Below are 14,559 nucleotides of genomic sequence, written 5' to 3'. Positions count from 1 at the left end.
AGTGTTTTTTTGCTATATGTTATTAATGAATAATTGGAAAGAAAATGGCGTTTACCGGAACTCAACAATATATTGCGACAAAAGAACTTCAATTGGCGGTCAATGCCGCCATTACGTTGGAGAAACCATTATTAATAAAAGGTGAGCCTGGCACGGGCAAAACCATGTTGGCTGAAGAGTTGGCTTCCAGTTTAAATACTGATTTGATTCAATGGCACATAAAGTCTACAACACGCGCCCAGCAGGGCTTGTATGAATATGACGCAGTGTCTCGATTGCGTGATAGTCAGCTAGGTGATGAGCGAGTTAAAGACATTAAAAACTATATCGTCAAAGGTAAATTGTGGCAGGCGTTTACCGCAGAAAAACGCCCCGTTTTGTTGATTGACGAGATCGATAAAGCAGATATCGAATTTCCAAACGACCTATTACTAGAGTTAGATCGCATGGAATTTTTTGTGTATGAAACACAAGAACGTATTGCTGCCAAACAAAGGCCCATAGTCATTATTACCTCAAATAATGAAAAAGAACTACCAGACGCATTCTTGCGCCGTTGTTTTTTCCACTACATTAATTTTCCTAACGAAGATGAAATGAAGCAAATAGTCGATGTGCACTTTCCTAATTTGAAAAAACAACTCTTGGACCAAGCGCTAAAATCCTTCTTTCAATTGAGAGAAATTGGTGGTTTAAAGAAAAAACCGTCTACCTCAGAGCTAATCGATTGGCTAAAATTATTAGTCGCAGACGATATTTCGCCGGAAGTATTGGCAGATCAAGAGCAAAAAAATGCCTTACCACCACTGTATGGTGCGCTTTTGAAAAACGAGCAAGACATTCATTTGTTTGAAAAACTCATGTTTATGGCAAGACGATAAATGCTCATTAATTTCTTTTTCTGCTTACGAAAACATCAGGTAAAAACCAGTATCACTGAATATCTGGATTTGATGTCTGCGTTAGAAAAACAAGTGATTAGCGGAGACGTTAATGATTTTTATGTCTTGTCACGCGCCTTGCTAATAAAAGATGAAAGTCAATTTGATAAATATGACCGTGCATTCGCCGAATATTTCAAAGGCGTTCAAGCAATTAATATTTTTGATACTGAAATTCCTCAAGATTGGCTAACCAAGCAATTAGAAAAAGTACTAACTGACGAAGAGAAAAAGCAAATAGAAGCTTTAGGTGGCTTAGATAAGCTCATGGAAACCTTAAAGCAACGACTGGAAGAGCAAAAAGAAAGGCACCAAGGTGGCAATAAATGGATTGGTACAGGTGGTACTTCGCCTTTTGGTGCATACGGTTATAATCCTGAAGGTGTTAGAGTTGGTCAAGATGGTAATCGCAATTTTTCAGCGGTAAAGGTTTGGGATAAACGAGAATTTAAAAACCTTTCGAATGATGTTGAGCTTGGTACTCGAAACATTAAAGTAGCTTTGCGCCGACTACGTAAGTTTGCTCGAACAGGTGCTAGTGATCAACTCGATGTTCCAGATACAATTTCGTCTACGGCTAAAAATGGCGGATATTTAGACGTTAAAATGGCGCCTGAACGGCGAAATGCTATTAAAGTACTTTTGTTTTTTGATATTGGTGGATCTATGGATCCTTATATCAATTTGTGTGAAGAGTTATTCAGTGCTGCACATACAGAGTTCAAACATATAGAGTACTTTTATTTTCATAATTGTATTTACGAAGGTGTTTGGAAAGACAATAGACGTAGAGGCAAAAATGATATCAGTGTAATGGATATCATCCATAAATACGGTCGAGATTATAAGGTGATTTTTGTCGGCGATGCTACTATGGGGCCCTATGAAATTACCTACCCAGGTGGGAGTGTAGAGCACTGGAATGAAGAGCCTGGCGCCACCTGGATGCAACGAATTCTTAACCATTTTGAATACGCTGTATGGCTGAATCCACAGCCAAAGAACTATTGGCATTATCATGCTTCCATTCATATCATGCGAGAATTAATGCAAGATCGAATGTTCCCATTAACCCTCGAAGGCTTAACCGATAGCATGCGAGCTTTATTAAAAAAATGATTGATTTAGCCTGACTTGGCGATATTATCACCCCCGCAAGACCTCAATTCGTAAGTTCGAAGAATATAGTGGAAACACAATTCTAATAAATAACCGGCCAAGGGAAGCAACGCTAAATGTCAATGAATCAGGCGGCTCCAGCTAAAGGGGCGTTCCTTGTTGAAATCAAAAAATTAGCCGTATTGACTTGGCCATTGCTAATTGCACAAGTAACCCAAACTCTCATGGGTGTCTCTGATACAGTGATGGCTGGGCGGTATAGCGCTATGGATATGGCTGCAGTGGCAGTTGGATTTGGTGTTACCTTGCCATTTCTAGTATTTATCCAAGGATTGTGTTTAGCCTTAACCCCTCAAATTGCCAGAATTCATGGGGCAAACAAGACCAGTATGGCAGCTGATTGGGTTTTTCAAGCGCTTTATTTAACCCTAATAGTCAGTATTCTTGTGTTACTTTTAATGCCACTTATACCAAATGTCCTCAACTATTTAGATATGTCTGCTGAATTAAAAAGCAAAACGCTAGATTATATAGGCTATGTGTTCTTTTCCATGCCGGCGTTTGCAGTTTATCAAGTGTTTAGAAATTACTGTGAAGGCTTATCTAGAACTCGACCTACTATGATGATTATGTTTGCCGGTTTAATCGTTAACATTCCGGCAAATTATATGTTAATTAATGGCGTTGGAGGCTTACCTGAAATGGGAGGTCCAGGCTGTGGACTCGCCACCATGTTGGTATTCTACATAATGGCCATAGCAACAGTCGCTTACACCATGATGAAACCAGAGTTAAAACAATACCGTGTTTTTCATGGTTTTCGCCGCTTCAAATGGCAAAAAATAAAGCAGTTAATTGGGTTAGGAATCCCAATAGCCTTTACCCTTTTGGCTGAAGTAACATTGTTTGCACTGGCGGCCTTATTATTAGCACCTTTTGGTGCCAATACAGTAGCGGCTCATCAAATCGCGTTAAATTTCAGTGCGCTTATTTTCATGTTACCTCTTTCAATCGGTATGGCGGTTGCGATTCGTATTGGATTTTTAATGGGAGAAAATAAAAAGCACCTGACTTCCTATGCATATAAATCGGCATTGTTACTTACGTTTACGACGGTGGGCTTTACCGCTACTTTTACTGTCTTGGGCGCACACTTTATTGCCAGTTTATATACCAGTAATTCATCCGTAATCCAAATGGCCGCAGAATTATTATTATTGGCCGCAGTGTTTCAATTTTCAGATTGTATTCAAGTGGTAGGAGCTAATTCCCTAAGAGGCTATAGAGACAATAAAGCTATGGTAATAATTTCTTTATTTTCTTATTGGTGTGTGGGTTTTCCGACAGCTGTAGTGCTTGGGTTGACTGATTGGTTTGGAGAACCAATGGCGGCAAAAGGATTTTGGTTTGGTTTTATCGTCGGGTTAAGTACGGCGGCCATATTAATGACCGCCAGAGTGTTAATTATTCAACGGCGTTTGCGTATCTATAGCGACGCATAACACTCATTAGACCAGCAATGGTCAGTAGTAGAATACCCATACTACCACCACCACCGCCGCCACTATTATTGTTTGGACGGGCTGTCTGAGTTAAAGAAATCGTTACTCTATCTATAGTGACATTAATACCATCGGACACTCTCAGTTCATAAGAAACACTGGTACCTGTAGTTGGCAACGTGAGGTTCCTCGAGCTACCGCTTACACCACCTATGCTATAAGTTAACGCATCATTTTCAGGATCAGTGGCACTAAAACTAATGTTAATCTGTGTTCCGCCGGTTCCTGATGTTGGTGCAGTAATAGTGGTTATGCTTGGGGCCTCATTATTGGTAACGCTAATACTGATATCAGCAGTAGTGGCGTTATCAAAAGCATCTACTGCTTGTATTGTAAAGTTCATGACACTATCAGTGTCCACAAATGGTGCCTCAATATCTGCACCACTTGCGGTTTGAGTGACTGTTGCCGTGGGACCAGAGGTTTGCGTCCAAGTAACGGTAATTTCATCATCATTAGGATCTGTGAAAGTTACAGGAATAGTTAACGTTTCTGTCTCTTGCATAACAAAGGTGTTATTCGCATTTCCTTGTACCGCTATGCTCGGAGCACCTTCTAACTGTAATTTGGTAAAAGGGGCAGGCTCTAACACACTAGTATAGCTACGATTTAACAATTCACTGAGCAATGAGACTTCAATTGGCCCTGGCTCTCGTTCAGGTAACAGTTGAATATCAAAATCTAATTCAGTTGTAGTAGTGTCACCCGGAAGTTTCTCTACAACCCAAAACAAACTATTTCCTATCATTTGACCATCATTTTCTGTGGTAAATTGGGAGAAGCTGGTATTAGCGGGTAGCGGTACTTCTATTCTATATGAACGAGTATCAGCCGTTGTGTTTCCATTTACTAAGACTTTTAAAGAGGCCGTTTCATTAGGCTCAAGTCGAGTCGGAGTACCATCAATTTTTGTATCAAAGGTGGAAAGCGTTAAATTGACATCTATCATGCCCAATTTATCTGGATTCGTTTCATTGTTCGACAATCCAACTGCGCCGTAGAACACGTCGCCTTCTTCTGCCTCAGCTAAATCATAGAGTAAATCAATAGAAAATGGGGTGTTTTCAGTCACGCTGCTAGGCGCATCCACTTGTAAGTTCCCGTCATTTTGATCGGTCACTACGGCATAGTGCATTTCGTAGCTATCAGTAGCAGCATTTGAACCGGAGAAACTTTGCACCACAACATAGTAGGTGCCAGCTTCAGGGAAATTAACCATCACTTCTTCAAATTGATTAGAACTCAAGCTGCTGGCTAATTCTTCAGAACTGGATAAGAAACCGTCATTGTTTGCATCATACAACAAAAATAGATCTAGATCTGGCGCTGTAGAAGCCACTGTTTTAGCAATGATGCGTTTCGCATTTGCTGGTACTTCAACGGCTGTCACTGTAACACCATCGTCCAAATCATCTAAATAATCACTGTTATCAGTATCTTCCGCAATGTCACCTGTAACTACTGTCGCTTTGGTTAAGCTAAAAGGTGTTGCATAAAATTCAGCTAATGAGAAAGTTTCCAAATCTTCAATTACATACATGTCATTTAAGCGAGATGCGCTGAAATTTACTTCAGTAGGCACATCCCCAAGACTTGATAAAATTGAAATAGGTAGATTAAGGTCAGGACTATTACTGGCACTGAGTGTTAATTGGCCAAATACATATTCTGTTTTAGTCGTCGCTAAACTATCAATTGTAACTGTTACGGTTTGTGTTTGACCTGCCAATATATCAAAAGACGTTGGCGAAACCGTGATGTTGAGATCAGGATCAAATGCTTGGGAATTTACCGTCCAGCTACCATCTTGAGTGGCAGTGAAAGTTCGACTCCAAGTACAAATACCTAAACATTCATCATCGGTTATGCTAGGAATATTAAGTGCTTTAGGTTCTCCGCCTGAAGAAGGATTAGCGTTTAAATAATTTGTATAGGTTTCATTTAATACTAGACCCACCTGAGCAGCCAAATCTACTCTAATTCGACCTGCTCCCATATCAAAATAGTCAGCATCCGTTGTTTCATCATTTGCACGCATAGACGAATTTGCTGTCATTGATAAAGCTGAGCGAATTTGATCTGGTGTCCAAGTTGGATGAATTGAGCTCAATAGTGCGGCGGCACCAGCAACGTGAGGACTTGCCATCGACGTGCCTTGCAAATAACTGAAATCGCCAGCGGCAGGTTCGTGCCCATCATGACCAAACTGTTGATCAGCATAAGCAGCGTAGATATCTACACCAGGAGCGGCCAGGGTAGGAGTTAACGTACTATTGGTTGCATTTGGACCTCTGGATGAGAAGGAAGCAATAATATCAACTCTATCCTGATCGATAGCTTGGTTACGTGTTGAAGAGGTAATTGTCGCCATATGGTTAGCTCCAGAAGCTAACCATTGCTTTAAGATGTTTCCATCAGCCGCTTTAATGTGTATCCCAGGTATGACGTACTGGTCGTTGGCTAAAAATGTATCTCCGCCATCAACATTTGCCAGCACAAAACCACCAGCACCACCTGCGTCAACATTAATCGCTTTGTCTACTCGAGCAATTTCGCCGCGGTCGCAAACCACAATTTGACCGCTAAAGGTGTTGGCTGGAAATGGCTCTAAACACTGCGCTGAATCATTGTTAGGATCATTTGGATTTGCAAAGTCACCCGCATAAACAATTGGGGCGCGAATACTGCCAGAATTACTTTGACCACTTGTAACCGGGGGCGTTGAATTTCCACCTGTAAAGTTGTTTAACTCTTTGACAAAAGCATTTTGGCGACCATGTTCACTTGCTGCTACTGAGGTATACCATGGGGCATTTTTTTCACTGGACGATGGATTAGGACCGCTATTTCCGGCAGATGTGGCGACATATATTCCTATGTTATTTGCATTTAAGAATGCGCGTTCAGTTGAACTATTCCATGGATTACCACCACCGCTAATAGAGTAGTTGATAACATCGACTTGGTCTGCAATTGCCGAATCAATACCCTTAATAATGGCAGACCCCGGACAACTGTTATAGGTATCGCCATCTGATTCTGAGCCTGGATAACAGATCTGGTATGAGACAATATTGGCTCTTGGTGCTACGCCACTGATACGCGAAAAGGTAAATTCGGTGGTAACACCATCACTTTCTTCTGCGCCAGATTCTGGAAACGTTTCAGCTACATCTAACAACACGTTACCAGCGGCCGTAGACGCAACATGGCTTCCATGACCATCGTAATCTTCTCCATTTTGAGGAAGATTAGGTGGAAATACATCTGTGTCGGCGTAAGCATCAGTTATATCGGGATAACTATATACGCCAATGAGTTTTGCATTACATAAATCAGCATCACTGACGCAATCTCCTAAATAATTCCCGCTACCTAGAGGGTTTGTATGTGTGTAGCCATCACCACTAATTTCCGCAAAAGACGGGTGGTCAGTATTGATACCAGAATCTATTACTCCGATAACAACTCCTTCACCTTGATTAGCTAAAAGTGACGGAACCTGGCCTTGCCAAAGTGCAGGTGCACCAACTAACTCAGGGCCTCTGTCGGTATCCTTTTTATATATCTTATCTCTTGAAATACTTTTAACACCAGCCAATTTCGCAACCTTTGCTGCGTCCTCTTGGGACATTCGAACTGCGATACCATTAAGGGCATAATGATATTGTGCAACAACTTTGTGGCTATTAGTTTGTTTTGCAATATTAGTGATTAAAACCTGTTGCTGTTGTTCCAGCTTAGCAACATAAGATTTTATTTGAGCTTGATTTCTTTGTTGGCCCGCTTGTCTATTACCCAAATACTGGGCCATATTTTGGTTTGCGGCAACAGGAGCGTCTTCCAATTCGATTATATAAATATAATCGCCATTTTTAAGTTCGGCTTCATATTCAAAGGTGACATTTCGGTTGGTGGCTTTTTCCGTATTTGGGAATGACCTGATAACCCGAGTTTTTTGATCTGAGTTGGCGTTTAACACCAAGTTTGTGGATGCATGTTCATTAATTTTACCCTCAACATTGGTCGATGCTAGAGCAACACTCACCATTAGAGCTAAATATTTCATTTAAATTGGTCTCCGACCCTCTAAATTGTTGCCAAACGGCAACGGGTTCTTAAAAGATTAATTAATTACGACTAAGACTAACACAAGTTGCAAAGTTTCCTTGAAATTTGAATCTGGTGAATTAAATTTTTTATGAAAATGTAATAATTTCAATACAAAAAAACGATAAATAGGACAAGTATCCTAATTGGGTTGAGGTAATTGAAATAATCATCACCAAAATGTGTATCCTCTTTCTAAATTTAGCAAAACCAAATATGGACTTCTCTACTACTATTACATGTAAATGAAACGTAAATAAGATGACAATTTATTTACCAAGCATGTTACTAAGAGACGCTAATGCAAAATAGAAACCATCTTTCTAACGTCAAAATTTCTCATAACGTCAGTGTTATTGAAAATGGACTTTTAGAAATTCCAATGTTGCAACTGTTAAACGAACAGGGAGTTGAAATTAATCCCAAAAAAGTGAAGTTTTTTGATCGTGATACAGCACAAAAAATACTGAACAGTATGCATTACACGCGATTATTGGATGACCGTATGATCGGCGCTCAACGTCAAGGTAGAATCAGTTTTTATCTAGCCTCGCTTGGAGAAGAAGCAGCTACTGTAGCTTCCGCAGCAGCATTAGAACCTCAAGATATGATCATGTCGCAATATCGAGAGCAGGGCGCTCTAGTCTATAGAGGCTACACAACACAGCAGTTTATGAATCAAATGTTTAGTAATAAAGACGATCCCAACAAAGGTCGTCAAATGCCTATTCATTACGGTGATAAAGCACTCAACTTTATGACAGTGTCTTCACCCCTAGGCACTCAAATTCCGCAAGCTGCAGGTTATGCCTATGGGCAAAAAATGGCCGGACAATCGGCAATAACTATTTGCTTTTTTGGCGAAGGCGCAGCATCTGAAGGCGACTTTCATGCTGGGTTAAATATGGCTGCAGTACTGAATTGCCCCTGCGTTTTCTTTTGCAGAAATAACGGCTACGCAATTTCAACACCAGCAGACGAACAGTTTGCCGGTGATGGCATAGCTTCGAGAGGGATTGGTTATGGTGTTAAAACTATAAGGGTTGATGGCAATGACGTGTTGGCTGTGTATTCGGCAACAGCTCAAGCTCGTAAGATTGCATTAGAAGAAAATTGTCCCGTGTTGGTTGAGGCAATGACCTATAGATTATCCGCCCATTCGACCTCTGATGATCCTAGCGGCTACAGAAGCAAAGAAGAAGAACAAAAATGGGCAGAACGGGATCCCATTGTTCGCTTTGAAACTTGGATGCAAGAAAAGAATTGGTTAGATAAAGAGGCTTTAGAAGCTTATAAAACTAAAACTAGAGAAGAAATCTTAGCCGCTTTAAAAGTAGCAGAGAAAATTTCTATCTGTGAGATAGATGAAATCATTAACGACGTTTACGATACTCCGCCTTGGCATTTAGAAAAACAGTTAAAAGAATTAAAAAGCCATATCAAGAAATACCCAGAGGCTTATCCTAAAACTGCAGGGAGTAACAAATAATGGCAAAAATGAATTTGTTACAGGCGATCAATAACGCATTAATTTTAAGTATGCAAAAACATCCTTCGGCTATGGTGTTTGGCGAAGATGTAGGACATTTTGGTGGCGTTTTTAGAGCAACCTCGAATCTACAAGAAAAATTTGGCAAATCACGCTGTTTTAATACGCCTTTAACTGAGCAAGGAATTATTGGTTTTGCGAATGGCTTAGCCTCACAGGGATCTTATGCAATTGCTGAAATTCAATTTGCCGATTATATTTTTCCCGCATTCGATCAAATTGTGAATGAAACCGCCAAATTTAGATACAGATCCGGTGGCCAGTTTAGTTGTGGTTCACTCACGATTCGTACGCCTTATGGCGGCGGAATCGCTGGCGGGCATTATCACAGCCAATCACCAGAAGCATTTTTTGCTCATGTACCTGGATTAAAAGTGGTTATTCCGCGTAATCCCTATCAAGCGAAAGGGCTTTTACTGTCCTCTATCGAAGATCCTAACCCGGTATTATTTATGGAGCCTAAAAGACTTTATAGAGCGGCAGTAGGAGATGTGCCTGAAGAAGAATATACCTTACCTTTAGGGAAAGCTGATGTGGTAAAAACGGGTTCTGACATTACGCTTTTGGCTTGGGGAGCTCAAGTAGAAGTCATCGAAAAAGCAGCGTCAATGGCAGAACAAGATGGGATTTCATGCGAAGTTATCGATTTGCAAAGTATTCTTCCTTGGGATGTGGAAACGGTTTGTCAATCAGTGTTTAAAACAGGTCGATTATTGATTAATCATGAAGCGCCAATGACAGGTGGTTTCGCCAGTGAAATTGCGGCAACTATTCAACAAGAATGCTTTTTGTATCTAGAAGCGCCCATAGCAAGGGTGACAGGCTTAGATACTCCTTATCCTCTTGCTCATGAAAAAGAATACATGCCAGATCATTTAAAAACCTATGAAGCAATTCGTCGGACAATGGATTATTAGGAGAATATGATGAACCAAGACTTTATTCTACCCGATATCGGCGAAGGCATTGTGGAATGTGAACTCCTGAAATGGCTAGTGAGCGAAGGAGATCAAATAGTAGAAGATCAACCAGTAGCTGAAGTTATGACGGATAAAGCAACAGTGGAAATTCCAGCAATGCACGATGGTGTAGTGAAAAAACTTTATTATCAAGAAGGTGACATTGCAAAGGTGCATGCCCCATTGTTTGCCATGGAAACTGATACTTCATCTGTTAGCAATACCGAAGAGCGAACTGAAAATCAGCCAGCTCAGGATAACAGTAAAGCAGTGGAAGCCAATATAGCCGCAAGCAGTAACGTTGAAACCTTTATATTGCCTGACATAGGCGAAGGCATCGTTGAATGTGAAATTGTAAAGTGGCATGTAGCGGAAAACGACGAAGTATTGGAAGATCAAGTAGTAGTCGAAGTAATGACAGATAAAGCTGTTGTTGAAATTCCGGCAAAACACGCTGGGGTAATCGATAAACTTTATTATAAGCAAGGTGATATCGCGAAAGTCGATGCACCTTTATTTGACTTGCGCGGCGTTGATTCTAGTGACAACACCCAAGCACCCGCTCAATCCTCTGCTAATGATAGAAATACCACTCAATCAAGAATTGATAGTGTTTCATCCAACAAGCAAGGAGAAGCCTTTGAGCCTCCAGTAAACTCTACTAAACCTATCGCAAGTCCTGCGGTTAGGCGTTTAGCTAAAGAACAAGGAATTAACCTATCAGACATTTCGGGCAGCGGTAAAAAAGGCCGTATTTTAAAACAAGATGTAATTCATAACGAAAATTTACCGAATAGCTCAACTGAAAAAGAACAAATTAACCAACCAACTCAAAAGGTTGCTAGCCCTTCTTCTGAAGCTTCAACTGAAGATAAAGTGATTCCGGTAAAAGGCGTATTGGCGGCAATGGCCAAAAAAATGAAAGCCAGTGTTTACAGTATCCCTCACTTTACTGTTACTGATGAATTGGAAATGGATGCATTGATACAGTTAAGAGAGAAATTAAAACCAGAATTTGAAAGAGAAAATATTAAACTGAGTTTTATGCCTTTCTTTATCAAAGCATTATCTTTGGCATTGACGCAATATCCGCAAATAAACGCCAGATTAAACGAAGAAGAAACTGAAATCACTTATTTAGCAAGCCATAATATTGGTTTGGCAGTTGACTCTAAAATAGGTCTACTTGTCCCTAATATAAAAAACGTCCAAGAAAAATCCATCAAACAAATTGCCATTGAGTTAAACCAAATTATCAATGATGCAAGAGATGGGAAGCTCAGTAATCAAGCATTATCAGGTGGGAGCATTAGCATCAGTAATATTGGTGCTATTGGCGGTATGACAGCTACGCCTATAATCAATAAACCCGACGTTGCAATAGTGGCTTTGGGTAAAACACAAAAATTACCGAGATTTGATGAGCAAGATAAAGTGGTAGCCAAACATATCATGCACCTAAGTTGGTCGGGTGATCATAGGGTTATTGATGGGGCGACAATGGTCAAGTTCAATAACCTTTGGATGGATTACCTTAGTCAGCCAGAAAAAATGTTGATAAACTTACGCTAAGTCTTCTCAATAGTGAGTATAAGTTGCTAAGTTATCAACACAAATTTCATGCAGGCAATCATGCGGACGTGCTCAAGCATTTATGTTTGCTGGCTGTTTTGAATAAACTGCATGAAAAAGATAAACCTTTTTTCATGCTTGATACCCACGCGGGAGAAGGCACTTATTCTTTAACGGATCAAGATGTGATTGCTAAACGAGACGAGTTAGCGTTTAAGAAAACATTGGCCTTGAAAGGGCAATCCAGTTTGTTAGATGATTATATAAATATAGTTGAGTCTTATGTCAATCAGGGTTTGTATCCAGGTTCACCTGCAGTATTGTTGGCTAAAAAAAGACCTCAAGATACTGTCCACTTAAATGAATTAGCACAAAAGATGGTGCAAGAGTTGCGTAACTTTGCCCAACGCGACGCTCATATTCATCAAAGAGATGGATTTGAAGCTCTAGCAGCGCTTATGCCGCCAACGCCGCGTAGAGGATTGGTGTTAATTGATCCCCCTTATGAAAATGCCACCGAATACGGCGCTGTTGAAAAAGCTATATTTTCAGCAATCAAGAAGTGGCCCAATGGCATTTTTTTGATCTGGTATCCTCTTTTGGCAGATAAACGCATTGATAAAAATTCAGACGTTGTGTCAGTGGCTAAAGCTGGATTGTCACAAGCCATGGTAGATGAATTGACCAGTTTTCATAATCAGCCAACCTTTAGTATAGAGCTTCTGAACACGCCGGCTGAATGTAATGCCGGCATGTATGGATCTGGTGTGTTAATCATCAATCCGCCATATCAATTGGCTGATAATCTCGAACAAATGCTGGCAATCCTAGATAAAAACGTAGTCGAAAATGGCCAAGGTTTATCCAAATTGGTTTGGCATAGAACTGCGGCTTAACTATCCATGACGAAAGTCCAGTTAAAGCATTTTTACATTCCAGATGATCAATCTGTTTATCTGTTATCCCATAAAGATGCTAAGAAACTTAAAGACTGGTTTCAATTATGCGAACGACAACTAATTAAACTGGGTTATTCAGATGTTGAATTAATTGGTAAAGGCGCCTTTGGCTTTGCATTTTCAGGTGTTTCGCCTACTGGACAAGCCCATGTGTTTAAATTTTCTAAAATAACCCTGCCACAACATATTCAGGATCGCCTGGAAGAAGAAGCTTTTATGCTGTCTCAGGTTAATCACCCTAACGTGCCCAAAATGATAGAGTTTCAGCGGGTAAACAGACAGTCAATTTTAGTCATGGGACGAGCGCAAGGTATAGACTTAGAACAATATTCACTTAAAAAAGGCCCTTTGCCAGCGCATACAATAGTTAAAATCCTCGTTCAATTGTGTGACATTCTAGTGGCCCTGCGTGAAAATCAATTCAATCATAAAGCTAAACCCATTGTGCATGGAGATATAAAACCCTCTAATTTGGTTTGGGATGAAAGCCAAGAAAAGTTGTCATTGATCGATTGGGGAAGTTGCGTATTTGCCCAAGTTGATGCAAATAATCAGTATGTAGGTGACAACGTGATGGATTTGATGTCAGGGGATCTTCATCAAACCAACGCTCGCCTTGGTGATGTTTATTTTATTGGTGAAGATCAGTTGAATGGTGCACTGTCGTCCCCTAGATTTGATGAGCAAGGTTTAGCCAGTACTCTTTATGCTTTAGCTTCTGGCCAATCATGCCGTTTTGGTAGCAAGGCTATATCGCCATTATCTTTGGGATTACCTCAAGCTCTAGCCGAGTGCTTACAAGCCCTAATGAGTGATGAGCGAGAAACAAGAGAACAAGCGGGCGATTATTTAATTAAAAATTATCACTATTTTAAGCGAATAGTGTTTAAAGCCATCTTCGATGAAAAGAAAGTTTGTTTATTACCTACTTGGATTAGTCAGCAAACTAAAGACATAGAAACCGTAGTTTATAGCTCTCGAAAATCATTTTTGCGTCAGCAAGAAGGGGTGAATGAAGAGGAATTAAATTACATAGATGATGCACAATTTGAACGTTATTATAAAAATTATCTACAAGGCATGGGAGACACTGAAAAAGCCTTTATTTCATCGGTGAGTAGGCTTGGAAAATTCCCGGTTGTAGGTGGTCTAGCTATTCGTTGGCAGGCGGAAGGGATCTATGTCGATTCAAGCTTAAAGCTGTATGATCCCGAACTGCAAGTATCCTTCGACCGTTCAGTTGATAATGTGATTTTGCTAGCGCGAGCTATTCATCGAACGGGTATTTTTAAATGTTGTATGTTTAATGCCAAAAATACCCTACATTTTGAAAGAGATGATGAAAATCAAACCTTTGAACCTACAGGCAAGACCACAATTCCCTACGATATGAGTAAAGTATCAATTCCAGAAGACGAAAGCCGCATGCACAGCTACTTTGAAGATGGTGAAGATCCTGACGAACTACTGAAATTGCCGACCCAAATGCTAAACTGCATAAAAGAATTGAACAGTATTCATCATACAGGCTGCATTATTTTTGAAGCCTTGCCTAATCATTTAAAAATTCACAATTACTATACTTTGCTCGATCACACAAAAGAAAATCTATTCAAAAGTCTACTTGCTAAAATTATATCCCTAGTGCCTACTATCGAAGGATTAGGTATCTCCGGTTTTATGAAACTTCCTTATAAAGACACGCGCTTTTTTAGCCATCAGGTATCACAACCAACGAAGTTTTACCCTAAGAATCCTTATAATGGATAAACTTTTTTCGCTTAGGGA

9 protein-coding genes are annotated in these 14,559 nt (G+C 40.2%); 8 read left to right on the top strand and 1 reads right to left on the bottom strand.

The window, feature by feature from the left end; all coding sequences use genetic code 11:
• The first annotated feature begins 44 nt into the window (after positions 1–44).
• The 3 genes from ACNKW3_RS00850 to ACNKW3_RS00840 all read left to right on the top strand — a co-directional run bounded on the left by ACNKW3_RS00850 (position 45) and on the right by ACNKW3_RS00840 (position 3,562).
• The gene (locus ACNKW3_RS00850; RefSeq protein ID WP_427397389.1) at positions 45–881 is read left to right on the top strand and encodes an AAA family ATPase; all 837 of its coding nucleotides are present in this window, start codon (positions 45–47) and stop codon (positions 879–881) included.
• Positions 882–2,060 carry a vWA domain-containing protein gene (locus ACNKW3_RS00845; RefSeq protein ID WP_427397388.1) on the top strand — a complete coding sequence of 393 codons (1,179 nt, stop codon included), beginning with the start codon at positions 882–884 and terminating at the stop codon, positions 2,058–2,060.
• A gap of 122 nt (positions 2,061–2,182) precedes the next feature.
• A complete protein-coding gene (locus ACNKW3_RS00840; RefSeq protein ID WP_427397703.1) occupies positions 2,183–3,562 on the top strand; it encodes an MATE family efflux transporter in 1,380 nt (459 codons plus the stop codon).
• Here ACNKW3_RS00840 and ACNKW3_RS00835 read toward each other — a convergent pair.
• Complete coding sequence (locus tag ACNKW3_RS00835; protein WP_427397387.1) at positions 3,525–7,691, bottom strand: S8 family serine peptidase; 4,167 nt, start codon at positions 7,689–7,691, stop codon at positions 3,525–3,527. The two genes, ACNKW3_RS00840 and ACNKW3_RS00835, sit on opposite strands and share 38 nt — an antisense overlap.
• Positions 7,692–8,033: 342 nt before the next feature.
• Between ACNKW3_RS00835 and ACNKW3_RS00830 the strand changes: the two genes are divergently transcribed.
• From ACNKW3_RS00830 to ACNKW3_RS00810, 5 genes are all read left to right on the top strand, one after another.
• The gene (locus tag ACNKW3_RS00830; protein WP_427397386.1) at positions 8,034–9,221 is read left to right on the top strand and encodes a thiamine pyrophosphate-dependent dehydrogenase E1 component subunit alpha; all 1,188 of its coding nucleotides are present in this window, start codon (positions 8,034–8,036) and stop codon (positions 9,219–9,221) included.
• A complete protein-coding gene (locus tag ACNKW3_RS00825; protein ID WP_427397385.1) occupies positions 9,221–10,198 on the top strand; it encodes an alpha-ketoacid dehydrogenase subunit beta in 978 nt (325 codons plus the stop codon). The genes ACNKW3_RS00830 and ACNKW3_RS00825 overlap by 1 nt, the downstream gene beginning before the upstream one ends.
• Before the next feature lie 9 nt (positions 10,199–10,207).
• Positions 10,208–11,812, top strand: a complete 1,605-nt coding sequence (locus ACNKW3_RS00820; RefSeq protein WP_427397702.1) for a dihydrolipoyllysine-residue acetyltransferase — start codon at positions 10,208–10,210, stop codon at positions 11,810–11,812.
• A 98-nt stretch (positions 11,813–11,910) separates the two neighbouring features.
• Positions 11,911–12,708, top strand: a complete 798-nt coding sequence (rlmJ, locus tag ACNKW3_RS00815) for a 23S rRNA (adenine(2030)-N(6))-methyltransferase RlmJ (protein WP_427397384.1) — start codon at positions 11,911–11,913, stop codon at positions 12,706–12,708.
• 6 nt (positions 12,709–12,714) lie between these two features.
• Positions 12,715–14,541, top strand: coding sequence for a protein kinase domain-containing protein (locus ACNKW3_RS00810; protein ID WP_427397383.1), 1,827 nt, complete (start codon positions 12,715–12,717; stop codon positions 14,539–14,541).
• Positions 14,542–14,559 lie beyond the last annotated feature (18 nt).

The sequence above is a fragment of the Glaciecola sp. 1036 genome (genome assembly GCF_050306235.1).
GTDB lineage: Bacteria > Pseudomonadota > Gammaproteobacteria > Enterobacterales > Alteromonadaceae > Glaciecola.
The sequence above is the reverse complement of the archived record's forward strand: the minus strand, read 5'-3'. Positions and strand labels throughout refer to the sequence as shown.

Coding starts and splice junctions, on each gene's coding strand:
- ACNKW3_RS00850 (WP_427397389.1), top strand. CDS start 45: ATGGCGTTTACCGGAACTCAACAATATATTGCGACAAAAGAACTTCAA.
- ACNKW3_RS00820 (WP_427397702.1), top strand. CDS start 10,208: ATGAACCAAGACTTTATTCTACCCGATATCGGCGAAGGCATTGTGGAA.
- ACNKW3_RS00810 (WP_427397383.1), top strand. CDS start 12,715: ATGACGAAAGTCCAGTTAAAGCATTTTTACATTCCAGATGATCAATCT.
- ACNKW3_RS00840 (WP_427397703.1), top strand. CDS start 2,183: ATGAATCAGGCGGCTCCAGCTAAAGGGGCGTTCCTTGTTGAAATCAAA.
- ACNKW3_RS00825 (WP_427397385.1), top strand. CDS start 9,221: ATGGCAAAAATGAATTTGTTACAGGCGATCAATAACGCATTAATTTTA.
- ACNKW3_RS00835 (WP_427397387.1), bottom strand. CDS start 7,691: ATGAAATATTTAGCTCTAATGGTGAGTGTTGCTCTAGCATCGACCAAT.
- ACNKW3_RS00830 (WP_427397386.1), top strand. CDS start 8,034: ATGCAAAATAGAAACCATCTTTCTAACGTCAAAATTTCTCATAACGTC.
- ACNKW3_RS00845 (WP_427397388.1), top strand. CDS start 882: ATGCTCATTAATTTCTTTTTCTGCTTACGAAAACATCAGGTAAAAACC.